The organism is Actinoallomurus rhizosphaericola (assembly GCF_024055675.1).
Taxonomy (GTDB): domain Bacteria; phylum Actinomycetota; class Actinomycetes; order Streptosporangiales; family Streptosporangiaceae; genus Actinoallomurus; species Actinoallomurus soli.
On record NZ_JAMXMW010000027.1, the window covers coordinates 23,206 to 34,861 of the forward strand.

The following is an 11,656-nucleotide window of genomic DNA, read 5'->3' on the forward strand; positions in this document are numbered from 1 at the left end:
AGGACGGCGTGACAACGAGCACCGAAGCGGGATACGGCCCCGAACCGACCGAGGACGACGTGCGCACCGAGTACGACGTGTGCGTCGTCGGCAGCGGGGCGGCCGGCGCGACCGTCGCGTGGCTGCTCGGTCGCGCCGGCCTGTCCGTCGCCGTCATCGAGCAGGGCGGCCACGTCACCGCCGACACCAGCTACGACGACATCCTCGCCGCCGCCGAGTCGGCCTGGGTCCGGCAGTCGAACGGCACGTGGGGCAAGGTCGGCTCCCCGTGGACCACCTGCAACGTCGGCGGCGGCACCGTCTTCTACGGCGGCGTGCTGTTCCGCCACCGCCCGATCGACTTCGACGCCGAACGGGTGCTCGGCCAGGCCGACCTGCCGCTGCGGTGGCCGTGGGGCTTCGACGAGCTCGACCCCTACTACACCGCCATCGAGGACCTCGTCGGCGTGGCCGGGCTCGCCGGGGCCGACCCCAGCATCCCGGCCCGCTCCGCGCCGTACCCCCTCGTGCCGGTACCGACCTCCCCGGAGGGCGCCACGATCGCCGGGGCGGCCAAGACGCTCGGCTGGAACCCGTTCCCGACGCCGCTGGGCGTGCTCACCGACGCCTACCAGGGCCATCACGCCTGCGTCGCCGACGCGCCGTGCATCTCGCGCACCTGCCCCGTCGGCGCCAAGGGCGACGCGGTCAACCGCTTCCTCACCCCCGCGCTGCGCTCCGGCGTACGGCTGTTCGCCGGCCTCAAGGCGGTCGCGCTCCTCGGCGACGAACGCCGCGACGCCCACACGCTCCGCTGCGTACGCGTCGACACGGGCCGATGGCATGAGTTCCGCGCCCGGCACTTCGTCATCGCCGGGAACGCGGTGCAGAGCGCGGCGCTGCTGCTGCGCTCCACCACCCCGCGCCACCCGCAGGGGCTGGGCAACTCCCACGACCTCGTCGGCCGTGGCCTGTGTTTCAAGCTCAGCGAGTACCTCGTCGGCTACGGCCACCGCGGCGGCGACGAGCCGCCGCGCAGCGAGGTCATGGGTCTCGGCCCGGTCTCCACGGCCGCCGTCACCGACCTGTACGAGGACCCGGCCGCCCCCGGCGGGCTCGGTGGCGTGCTGTACGAGGTACGCCCCGAGCGGACGTACCGCGTGCGCACCAACGAACAGCTGCTGCGCATCGAGGCGCTGGTGCCCGACGAGCCGCAGCCGACCAACCGGGTACGCCTGGGGCCCGGCACCGACTGTCACGGCGTCACCGACATCGTCATGGACTACCAGGCGCACCCACGGGACCTGGCCCGGCTGGAGTACATGCTGGGCCGCGGCGAGGAGCTGCTGCGCGCCGCCGGGTGCGGCGTCGTGGTGCGCGAGCCGTCCGGCTGGGAGCTCGGCAGCGGCCACCTGCACGGCACCTGCCGCATGGGCACCGACCCGGCGACCAGCGTCACCGACCCGGACGGGCGCCTCCACGACGCCGACAACGTCTACGTCGCGGACGGCGCGCTGCTGCCGTTCCCCGGCGCGGTCAACCCGACGCTGACCATCCAGGCCGTGGCGCTGCGGGTGGCGCACCGGCTCCTCGTCGACCGGTTCGCCGCACCGGCGACGCCCATCACCGAGCTGGTCGGTCCGCCGGCGCCCGCGGTGCCGGAACGGCGCTCCAGCGCTCACCCAGCAGTGTCGCCACGCGGCTGAACGGCGCCGTCCGATACGTGTGACAACGTCCGCCGACGTGCACGTGCCGCACGTCGGCGGCGAGCCGCTCCGGCAGCTGCCGGTACACCCGGTGGACCAGGTGCCCGCGCGCGTCCTCCTGCGGCTCGAGGTCGAACCACAGCAGGCCCAGGGTGCGCAGCGCCGGCTCGGTGGCGGCCCACGCGGCCACCGCGCCGAGCAGCACGTCGATCCAGTACCGCTGGAACGTACGCCGCAGCACCGGCACCCGGTCGCCGAACCGGGCGACCAGGTCCTCCGTCGTACGGAACACCACCTCGTCCCCCGTACGCACGTCGGTGCCCTCGCCGCGGCCCTGGAACAGGTAGCCGTACCGGACCGCGAGATCACTCTGCAGGCCGGCCAGGTACACCGTGTCGCCCTCCCGCACGCCGTACGCGTACCCGAGGAACCCGGGGCGGCCGGCGTCCATGAAGTTCCAGTCCGCCGCCTCGAACATGCCCTGCGGCAGCAGGTCCGGCTCGTCGAGGTGGCAGCGCAGCGTCACCGGCGTGCCGAAGCGCGGGAACCGGTCACCGACGATGTCGTCGCAGACCCCCGTCATGGCGGTGACGGCGAACCGGACGCCCCGGTAGCCGAACGGCACCGGCGCGCCGATCGGGGCCGTGTCGTTGAACGAGCGCAGCAGCACCCCCAGCGGCAGCCCGAGCTCCTCGGCGATCTCCTCCCGCGGCGCCGGATCGTCCAGCCACCGCGCCAGCAACGCCCGCCGCTCCCCCAGCAACGGATTCTCGGCGACCCAGCGCCGGTAGAACTCATCCGGCGCGGCCGCCCCCGCGTCGACGTCCGGCCGCGTCTCGCACCGCGCACCGACCGACGCCGAGCCCGCACCGGCCGGCGTCGAGCCGGCCGACATCGTCTCGACCGGCCTGGCGCGGGCCGGCGTCCCGCTCGCTGTCGCCGTCGCGGCCGGCGTCGCGTCGGCCGACGTCGCGTCGCTCGGCGTGGCCCCGGCCAGCGTGATCTCAGCTGGTGTCGCGTTGGCCGGTGTCGGCATCGTGTCGGTCACCGCAGTGCTCCGTCCATCGGCGTCGGATGCGCCGGCGCCGCCCGCCCGGCCTCCAGCGCGGCGAAATGTTCTCGGTGCGCCCGGGCGTAGGCGAGTTCGGCGAAGCAGTCGGCGTTGAAGTGGAACTGCGGCGGCTCGGCGAAGTCGGCGACGCTCGCCTCGATCCACGCGGTGGTGTCGGCCGCCACCTCGGCGGTCAGGGCCGCCGCGGCCCGCTCGGCCGTGATGCCGGCCGCGCGTCGTCTCCAGTAGCGGCGCACCCGGTTGCCGTGGCGGAACGGCGCTAGGGCACGCAAGGGATGCAGGGGATGCCCGCCCCCCGCCGCGTCACCCACCGCGATGATCCGCCCGGCTCCCTGACCGGAACCGCCCAAGGGCGGCCCGGCCGAGGGCGGGTCGGCGGGCACGCCGGCCGAGAACAAGGCGGCCGAGAAGAAGCCAGCCGAGGGCGGGTCGGCCGGACGCCACGCGGTGGCCGACACCAGGCGGGGTCGGTCGGGACCGTCGCGGACCGCGCCGTCCACCGCCGATCCCGGCCGTTGGAGCAGCTCGGCCGCGGCGGCGACGAACAGGCGGCGTACCAGCAGCCGGACGGCGTCGAGGTGACCGGGCGAACCGGGCGCGGAGCCGGGCGGAGCCAGCCCCGCCTCCACCGGATCGAAGACGTGGTGCTCGGGCACCTGTACCGCCAGCCAGGCGGGCGCGCCGGCCGGACCGCGGCCCACCGCCACCTGCCGTACCCGGTACTCGTCGTGGTCCTCGTCGAACGCGGGCGCGATGCGGCGGCGGCACCGCGTGCCCACCTCTAGGTCCAGGGCGCCCACGATGAGATGCGCGCGGGCCTCGGTGGGGCCGCGCCCGTCACCGTGGTCGACCACGAGCGGCGCGGTCCTGATGCCGCAGGCCCGCGCCGTGCTACCCGCCGGGTCGTCGTCGAGCAGCACCAGTTCCGGCCGGCCGAGGCCGACCGTGGCATCGGAATCGGCCCACTCGCCGGGAGCGCCCGGTTCGCCGGTATAACCAGGCAAGCCGCGATCACCAGGCCCGCCGCGCTGACCAGGCGTACCCGGCGTACCAGGCGTACCGGGCGTGCCCGGCTCGGCGGCATCGGCGGGCCGGAACCGCACCCGCGGTGGGTGCCCGGCGCGCCGGTCCATCGCCTCCACCGCGGCGAGGTATTCCCACAGCTCGGCGACGAGCAGGGCGGCGGGCACCCGCAGCACCGCCGGCCAGGTGGCGGTGACGGTGGCGCGTGGCCCGCCGTCCGTCCATTCCTCGTGCACCTCGACCGCGCCGCCCGCCCGGGTGGTATCCCACCGCAGCGCGTCCGCGAGCCGCCAGGGGGACCCATCGGCGCGGGTCGGCAGGCCGCCGGGACCGTAGCGGCGCAGCAGAAGCCGGTCGAGCAGCGCCAGATGCCGGTGCACGCCGACCGGCAGGCACCACATGGCGCCCGGACCGAGCAGCGGGTCGCCGGGCGGACCGGCACCGGGCACCCACACCGCGGACCGGCCCGCCGCGAGCGTCCACAGGATCGCCATCGCGCCCGCGCCGCCCCCGCCGAGCACCGCCAGGTCCGGCCGCTGCCGCATCGCCGTCTCCACCCGTCCCCTTCCGGTCGCCTCATCGGCCGGCGCCCACTCCGACGGCCGGCACCCCGTACCGCCCGGCGCCAGGTCAGCCGGCGCCCACACCGGCGGCCGGCACTCGTTGCGGTGCGGCGACGTCGGTGACGGCGGTGTAGACGTCCAGCAGGCGCCGGGTGACGCTCTCCAGGTCGTAGCCCGCGGCGCGCTGCGCGCCGGCCTCGCCCAGCCGCGCCGCCAGCTCCGGCGAGTCCAGGCACCGCTGGATCGCCTCGGCGAGGGCGGGCGGGTCGCAGGGCGGCACGATGAGCCCGGCGGCGCCGTGCCCGACGACGGTGGGCAGCCCGCCCACGTCGGTGACGACCACCGGACGGCCCGCGGTGAGCGCCTCCAGGACGGTGCCGCCCATCTCCTCGTGCCGCGACGGGATCACCACGACGGCGGCGCGCCGCATCGTTCGCGCGATGTCCGGACGGTCCAGGTGGCCGCGCAGCTCCACCCGGTCCTCGATGCCCAGCCGCCGCAGCTGGGCCCGGCACCGGACCAGCTCGTTGCCGTCTCCGCACATCACGAACCGCGCGCGTACACCCTCGGCGATCAGGAGGGCGGCGGCGTCGACGTAGTCGGCCCAGCCCTTCTCCGGCGCGAACCGTCCGCAGTAGAGCACCATCGGCTCCGCCTCGGCCGCCGGCCCCGCCCCGGCCACCGGCTCCGCCGCCGTGATCGGCGCCGCCCCGGCGACCGGCTCAACCTCCGCCACCGGCTCGGTTTCCACGACCGGCTCGGCCCTGGTGGCCCGCTCGGCTCTGGCCGTCGGCTCGGCCTCGGTGGTGTCGGCGGGGGCGGCGGGGTCCGGGCGGAAGTCGGCCAGTCGTACGCCGTCCGGCACCACGTGGACCCGGTCGGGGTCGGTGAGGCCGAGGCCGAGGTAGGCGTCGCGGACCCGCTGCGTGAGCACCACGACCGCCTCCGCCCGGCGTATCGCGATCCGCTCGAAGTACCGCGCCGGTTCGATGAGCAGCCGGCCGCCCAGCGTCTCCGGGTGGAACGTCACCAGTGCGCTGCAGTGCACCGTGAGCACGAGCGGCCGCCGCAGCAGCCGCCGGGCGAGCACCGCGAACAGGAACGTCCACGGCAGCTCGCTGCAGTGCATGTGGATCAGCGAGTACCGCCGGTGCCGTCCGCGCAGCCGCTGGCCCGCGCACCAGGCGACGAGCGCGAGCCCCCACGACACCAGGAGCCCCACGTAGCCCTTCGAGCGGGTGGGGATCGGTGCCACCGGCGGGGACAGCAGCTCGAAGCGGGTGCGCTCGTCCCGCCGTACCGTGCGCGGCATGCCCGGTCGCCGGGGGAACACCACCGTCTGGCGGGTACCCAGCTCGGACAGTTGCTCGGTCGTCTGCATGATCTGCACCTGCATGCCGCCGATCGGCTCGTACTGCAGCTCCCGGTGGGTCAGCTCGCGCCCGCCCAGGTAGTAGTACGGCGTCAGCCGCAGGACGTGCAGATCGGCCTCGTCACAGCTCCGCATGGTGCGTGCGGACCTTGTCCAGCGCCCGGACGATGTCGTCGACGTCGGAGGCGTCGCCGAGCAGCGCCGAGTGGTGGAACAGCAGCGTGGTGTCGCAGTACCGTTCGGCGCCGCTGTAGTCCCGGCCCAGGGCGCGGTCCCGGCCGTGGTCGTCCCACAGCGCCGCGAAGCGCCGCTTGGTCTCCGGCCGCAGCATGATGCTGCGGTGCAGCGGCGCGTCGGCCGGGTACCAGGTCATGCCCAGCTCGGCGATGAGCGCCTCGGCGACCCGGCCCAGCGGCACGTCGCCGAACGTGCCCGGCTCCACCTGGATGCCGTACTCGTAGATCGACCGGGCGTCGGCCTCCTCCGGCAGCGGTACGGGCGCGAAACCGCCCAGCTCGGCCAGGCGCCGCTCCAGCTCACCGGCGATCTTCTCCCGGTGCTGGTGCTGCGCGTCGAGCCGGGGCAGTTGGTCGATCAGGACGGCTGCGGACAGCTCCGACATGCAGTAGTTGGCGCCCATGATCTCGCCGGCCTCGACCAGTTCCATCTCGCCGGCGGCCGAGCCGCCCTCCGGGTACCAGCGCGAGTCGGCGCGCAGCTGCTGGACCCGCCGGTAGATGCCCTCGTCGCTCGTGATGACCGCGCCGCCCTCGCCGCCGGTGAGCACCTTGCCGTTCTGGAAGCTGAACACGCCGACGTCGCCGTACGTGCCCACGGCGCGGCCGCGCCACCGGGCGCCGTGCGCCTGTGCGCAGTCCTCGACCAGCGGGACGCCCGCCTCGCGGGTGAGCGCGGTGATGCCGTCGAGGTCGGCGACGGTGCAGGCCAGGTGGACGAGGATGACGGCGCGCGTGCGGTCGCTCAGTCCGGCGCGGATGGTGTCCGGGGTGATGCAGCCGGTGCGCGGGTCGGAGTCGACCAGTACGGGCAGCGCGCCGACGCGCAGCACGGCGGTGACCGGCGCGACCCACGTCATGGCGGGCACGATGACCTCGTCGCCGGGGCCGATGTTCAGCGCCTCCAGGGCGACGAGCAGGGCGCTCGATCCGTGGTCGACGCTGACGCAGTACGGCGCTCCGTTGTAGCGGGCGAACTCCTCGGCGAAGCGCCGTTCCCGCGCGCGCTCGCCGTCGCTGGGCCAGCTGATCGCCCATCGGCGGGACCGGAGCGCGGCGATCAGCTCCTGCTCGGTGGCCCCGTCGTACTGCGGCCACGCCGGCCATGGACGGCCCTGGCGTACGGGGGTGCCCCCGGAGACGGCGAGTGCGCTCATGACTGTCCACCTTCCTGCTCGATCTCGAAGAACCGGCGCAACGGTGCGGTCTCACCGCTGTCCTCGAGGACCGCCCGGTACCGGCTGAGCGGCAGCGGATCGCTCACCAGGGGCGCGAGCCGTACCGCGCCGGACGTGGCCGCGGCCAGCGCGTTGCGCAGCTGGCCCTGGCCGGACAGGACGCCGTACAGCGTCAGCTCACGGAGCATCACCGTGCTGGGTTCGAAGCGGGTCGCCTCCTCGCCGGAGTAGCCGACGAGGACGTAGGCGCCGCCGGGGCGGGTGGCGCGCAGCCCGTCGGGGAAGACGTCGGCCACGCCGGTGGCGTCGAACACCACCTCGGGCTGCTCGTCGTCCCAGTCGCCGAGGGACGCCCGCGCGTCCAGCCCGAGCGTCGTGGCCAGCTGCCGGCGGGCCGGCATCGGGTCGACCACGCTCACCCGTGCCGCGCCGGCCGACGCGGCCAGCTGCGCCACGAGCAGCCCGATCGCGCCGCCGCCGATGACGCCCACGAGCCGGTCCCGTACGTCGGGGCCCCGCTCGCAGGCGTGCAGCGCCACGCCCAGCGGCTCCAGCAGGCACGCCTGCGCGCCGGACAGCTCCTCGGGCAGCGGCTCCAGCTGCTGCGCCGGGATCGTGAGCAGCTCGGCGAACGCCCCGGGCCGGGTGAATCCCAGTTCGTCGCAGTGGCCGCAGAGGTTGAACCGGCCCGCCGCGCACTGCGGGCAGTTCCGGCACGGCAGGATGTTGTCCGCCACGACCGCCCGGCCGACCAGCTCCGGGCGGGTCGGCGCCGACACGACCCGGCCCGCCCACTCGTGCCCCGGGATCACCGGGTACTCCGCGTCGTGGAGGGTGCCGCGCAGCAGCCGCAGGTCGGTGCCGCACATCGCCACGTGCGTGACGGCGACCAGTGCCTCGCCCGGTGCGGGGACCGGCCGGGGCACGCGCTCGACGGCGTGCTCCTTGGGCCCGCGGACCACGAGCGCGAGCATGTCCGTTTCGCTCATCGCGCCCCGCCTTCCGTGAGGTACCCGGCGTCGAGGTTTCCGGCGTCGGGGTTCGGGCTGTCGCCGAGGCGGTGCACGAAGAACGCGCGGCCGTGCCAGCCGTAGTTGATGAACTCGCTGTAGTCGTAGAACCCGTCGGTGCGGGCGAAGCACTCGCGCAGCGCCCGGCGCATCCCGAACCGCGGGTTGGCCCGGTTGCAGTTGTAGTCGTCGAGCAGGATGACGGCGCCGTCGGGGAACAGGCGGTTCCCCAGCAGGTGGTCGAGCACCTGGACCGTGGAGGCGTACAGGTCGCAGTCCAGGTTGGCGATGGCGACCTCCCGCCGCAGCGGGTCGGACACCAGCGACTGCTCGAACATGCCCCGCACGATCGTCCAGCCGGTCTCGCCGAATCGGCGGGTGAACTCCCGCCGCAGCATCTCCTCGGTGCCCGGCGGCGACGCGTCCTCGCTCTCCCGCCAGTAGCCGGTGTCGACGACCTCGTACGAGATCGCGTCGACGTTGTTGGTGCTCTTCGGGAATCCGGCGAAGGAGTCGTAGACGTACATGTGGCGCGGGTGCAGCGTGGCGTAGAACTCGGTCAGCGCGTCGAACTCGACGATGAGGTCCGCCAGCAGAAGCGAGCTGAACCCTTCGAAGCAGCCGAATTCGGCGACGGCGCCGGGAATATGCGAGCCGTAGACGTATTCGAAGACGGTGCGGAATGCGTCGCCGTAGATTTTGGCGGCCCGCTGCTGATCGAGGTACGTGGCATTGGTGACTTGCTCGGAGGTACGAATCGCGAATTCACTCCTTCACGGTGGCGGCGTCGTAGAGGGCGGGATCGACGTCGATGTCCATGTTGAGTTCGCAGCAGCGGTAGCAGATGGGCTGCAGCCCTTCGCGGATCATCTGCCGCATACGGGTGTAGGTGTCGCCGTGGAACACCTCGCTCAGTGACCTGTCCCGGATGGAGCCCATGACCGTGTCGGCGAACGTGGTGCAGCTGACGACCTGGCCGTCGGGCAGCACGGTGGTCTGAGCCCAGAGCTTCACGCAGGTCGTCTCTCGTACGATCCGGCTCCAGTCCTTGGCGAAGAACCGGCTCTTCTCGCGGTTGCTGTAGCGGGTCGGCGCGACCAGCACGCGGACCCGGTCGGTGAGCCGGTCGGCCTCGTCGAGCAGCTCCTCCAGCCGTGCCGGGTCGATGTCGGCGTGCTGGTGCTCGTTGCAGTAACCGGCCCAGGACATGAACGGCCGGCCGGTCACCGCCTCGAACGCGGCGCGCGACCCCTTGCCCTCCTCGCGGGTGAAGAAGCTCGACAGCCCGACGGTGATCTCCTCGACGCCGAGCTCCTCGCACAGGTGGACCATGTCGACCAGGTGCGTGTAGTTCATGCCGGTGACGACGAAGTTCAGGGCGATGTTCGGGCCGCGGCCGGCCCGCTCCTTGGCGTCCTGCAGCGCCTTGAGCCCGGCGACGGCCCGCTCGAAGGCCTTGCGGCCGCGGATCGGGTCGTTGACCTCCGTGTTGGGGCCGTCGATGGAGATGTACACGTCGTCGATGCCGGCGGCCACGATGTCCTCGGCGAACCGCGGCAGCAGCGTGGCGTTGGTGCTCATGTCGAGGTTGCAGTCCGGCATCCGCGTCTTGGCGATGCGGATCAGCTCGACGACGTCGTTGTGCATGAGCGGCTCGCCGCCCATGATCGTCAGGTAGACCTTCTCGCTGTTGCCCTCGGCCAGCTCGTCGACCAGGGCCGTCCACATCTCGACGCTCATCTGGTCGCGCTTGACGTCGGCGAGCCATGTGCTCTCCGCCGCCGAATCGCCGTACATCCAGCATTCCCGGCAGGTCAGGTTGCACGACCAGTTCACGAACACCGTGACGTGGCGCGGCACCACCGGGATCGTCGTCGGGATGACCGGCAGTGGCTGCATCACCATGGTTGGAACTCCATTCTGGGCAGCGGCGCGTCCGTGTTCCGGCCCGCCGGAGCGTGGTCCGGCAGGGCGTTCCGGCCCGCCGGCGCGTTCTGGTCGACCTGGGCGCCGGCGAGGAACAGGGCGAGCCCTTGAGCGGCGGCCGCGGTGGCGGCCCAGAGCCGTTCGCCGCCCGCCGCGGACGTGTGCGCGGCGATGACGGGCAGGATGAGGTGCGGCTCCTGGGACGGGTAGCAGCGCGCTCCCGCCTCACGCCGCGCGTGGCAGCCGGCGACGTCGACCAGCACCGGGTGCCCGGTGTGCGGGCGGTGCACGCCGGCGGCGTAGGGCAGGTCCTCGTAGTAGATCAGCGCGCGGCCGGGCGCCTCGTCGGCGACCACGCGCTCCGCGGCCGACCGGGCGGCCCGGTGGTCGACGTGCCCGCCGACGGCCAGCGGCACGAGCAGCAGGTCGGGGCGGGCCGCGAGCAGCACCGAGGCGAGCGTCTCGGCCGTGTCGGACACGATCTCCGGCTCGGGCGGCGCGCCCATCTCCGTGTCGTCGTCGTAGCCGCGCAGGCTCGCGTCGGGCAGGTCGGCACCGAACAGGCGTGCGCCGGCGAAGGCCGCCCACGTGGCGTCCTCGGCGGCGCGCACCGGGCCGGCCGCGCTCGTGCCGTGCACCGGCGAGCCGGGCGCGTACGTGGTGCGGCCGAAGACCGTCAGCACTGACAGGGACGCCCCGGCGTCGGCGAGCCGCGCGACGGTGCCGCCCAGTGACCAGGCGATGTCGTCGGGGTGGGGGGACAGCAGGAGTACGTTCATCAGACGAACTCGTCCAGGAGTCGGTAGAAGTGGTCCTTGCCGGCGTCGTGGCGGGCGCCGTACCGCGCCAGGAGGCGCGCCACGGCCGCCCCGTCGCCGGGCGGCTGTTCGGCCACGTCGCGCGAGGCGATGGCCAGGTCCTTCCAGCGGTCGGCCACGCCGAGCCGTCCCACGTCGAGGATGCCGGTGAGCGTCGGCGTGTCCGGCGCGACGAGGAAGTTGTCCAGGCACGGGTCCCCGTGGCATACGACCAGGTCCTCGGTCGCGGGCGGCGGCGTGGCGGTCAGCTCGTCGAGCAACTGCCGCGCCGACCACCCGTGGTGCCGCGGGTCGAGGTCGTCGAGGTCGATCCAGCCCATCTCGGTCGCCAGCCGGGCCAGCGGCAGGGTCACCGCCAGCGTCCCGTCGAACGGGCAGTCGGCGACCGGCAGCTCGTGCAGGGCGCGGAGGGCGTCGGCGACGACGTCGACCACCGCGGGCCGCTCGTGCGCCGCCCACCGCCCGGCCGCCGAACGGCCCTCGACGGCCGTGGTGACCAGCCACATCAGGTCGTCGTCACCGCCGACGTCGACCACCTCGGCCACCGGGAACCCCCGGGCGGCGAGCCACTGCAGGCGCTCGGCCTCGCCGCCGGGGTGGAACCGCAGGTCGTCGTCGCGCCGGGGCGGCGTCGTCTTGACGTAGAACGCGTGGCGCCGGCCGTCGACCCGATGGATCACCGTGCCGTACGAGCGGCTCGCCACGTGCGTCCACGCACCATGGAGCCCGAGCCGGCCGGCGAGCGCGGTCGGCTCCGGGGATGACCGGGGCAT

The 11,656-nt window shown here is 73.9% G+C and carries 10 protein-coding genes; 1 reads left to right on the top strand and 9 read right to left on the bottom strand.

Translation table 11 applies throughout. From position 1 onward, the window contains the following. The first annotated feature begins 8 nt into the window (after window positions 1–8). Window positions 9–1,685, top strand: a complete 1,677-nt coding sequence (locus NE234_RS39820) for a GMC oxidoreductase (protein ID WP_252786275.1) — start codon at window positions 9–11, stop codon at window positions 1,683–1,685. Here the strand turns inward: NE234_RS39820 and NE234_RS39825 are convergent. The 9 genes from NE234_RS39825 to NE234_RS39865 all read right to left on the bottom strand — a co-directional run bounded on the left by NE234_RS39825 (window position 1,603) and on the right by NE234_RS39865 (window position 11,656). Next, window positions 1,603–2,733, bottom strand: a complete 1,131-nt coding sequence (locus NE234_RS39825) for a hypothetical protein (protein WP_252786277.1) — start codon at window positions 2,731–2,733, stop codon at window positions 1,603–1,605. The genes NE234_RS39820 and NE234_RS39825 overlap by 83 nt on opposite strands. Beyond that, the gene (locus NE234_RS39830; protein WP_252786278.1) at window positions 2,730–4,325 is read right to left on the bottom strand and encodes a hypothetical protein; all 1,596 of its coding nucleotides are present in this window, start codon (window positions 4,323–4,325) and stop codon (window positions 2,730–2,732) included. The genes NE234_RS39825 and NE234_RS39830 overlap by 4 nt, the downstream gene beginning before the upstream one ends. Before the next feature lie 85 nt (window positions 4,326–4,410). Further along, entirely contained in the window at window positions 4,411–5,850 is a 1,440-nt protein-coding gene (locus NE234_RS39835) for a glycosyltransferase family 4 protein (protein ID WP_252786280.1), read from the bottom strand. Beyond that, the gene (locus NE234_RS39840) at window positions 5,837–7,108 is read right to left on the bottom strand and encodes a DegT/DnrJ/EryC1/StrS family aminotransferase (RefSeq protein ID WP_252786282.1); all 1,272 of its coding nucleotides are present in this window, start codon (window positions 7,106–7,108) and stop codon (window positions 5,837–5,839) included. Before NE234_RS39840 ends, NE234_RS39835 begins: the two co-directional genes overlap by 14 nt. Continuing rightward, window positions 7,105–8,118 (bottom strand): zinc-dependent alcohol dehydrogenase, encoded by a 1,014-nt coding sequence (locus tag NE234_RS39845; RefSeq protein ID WP_252786284.1) that lies wholly within the window; start codon window positions 8,116–8,118, stop codon window positions 7,105–7,107. The genes NE234_RS39840 and NE234_RS39845 overlap by 4 nt, the downstream gene beginning before the upstream one ends. Further along, window positions 8,115–8,897, bottom strand: coding sequence for a TylF/MycF/NovP-related O-methyltransferase (locus tag NE234_RS39850; protein ID WP_308206989.1), 783 nt, complete (start codon window positions 8,895–8,897; stop codon window positions 8,115–8,117). The genes NE234_RS39845 and NE234_RS39850 overlap by 4 nt, the downstream gene beginning before the upstream one ends. A 7-nt stretch (window positions 8,898–8,904) precedes the next feature. Then, entirely contained in the window at window positions 8,905–10,044 is a 1,140-nt protein-coding gene (locus tag NE234_RS39855) for a radical SAM protein (protein ID WP_252786285.1), read from the bottom strand. Next, complete coding sequence (locus NE234_RS39860; RefSeq protein WP_252786287.1) at window positions 10,038–10,844, bottom strand: PIG-L deacetylase family protein; 807 nt, start codon at window positions 10,842–10,844, stop codon at window positions 10,038–10,040. Before NE234_RS39860 ends, NE234_RS39855 begins: the two co-directional genes overlap by 7 nt. Next, window positions 10,844–11,656 carry an APH(3') family aminoglycoside O-phosphotransferase gene (locus NE234_RS39865; RefSeq protein WP_252786288.1) on the bottom strand — a complete coding sequence of 271 codons (813 nt, stop codon included), beginning with the start codon at window positions 11,654–11,656 and terminating at the stop codon, window positions 10,844–10,846. The genes NE234_RS39860 and NE234_RS39865 overlap by 1 nt, the downstream gene beginning before the upstream one ends.

Bases quoted from the DNA above. Each gene is read 5' to 3' on its own strand.
- NE234_RS39830 (WP_252786278.1), bottom strand. From the start codon at position 4,325: ATGCGGCAGCGGCCGGACCTGGCGGTGCTCGGCGGGGGCGGCGCGGGC.
- NE234_RS39835 (WP_252786280.1), bottom strand. From the start codon at position 5,850: ATGCGGAGCTGTGACGAGGCCGATCTGCACGTCCTGCGGCTGACGCCG.
- NE234_RS39860 (WP_252786287.1), bottom strand. From the start codon at position 10,844: ATGAACGTACTCCTGCTGTCCCCCCACCCCGACGACATCGCCTGGTCA.
- NE234_RS39845 (WP_252786284.1), bottom strand. From the start codon at position 8,118: ATGAGCGAAACGGACATGCTCGCGCTCGTGGTCCGCGGGCCCAAGGAG.
- NE234_RS39865 (WP_252786288.1), bottom strand. From the start codon at position 11,656: ATGCCCCGGTCATCCCCGGAGCCGACCGCGCTCGCCGGCCGGCTCGGG.
- NE234_RS39840 (WP_252786282.1), bottom strand. From the start codon at position 7,108: ATGAGCGCACTCGCCGTCTCCGGGGGCACCCCCGTACGCCAGGGCCGT.
- NE234_RS39855 (WP_252786285.1), bottom strand. From the start codon at position 10,044: ATGGTGATGCAGCCACTGCCGGTCATCCCGACGACGATCCCGGTGGTG.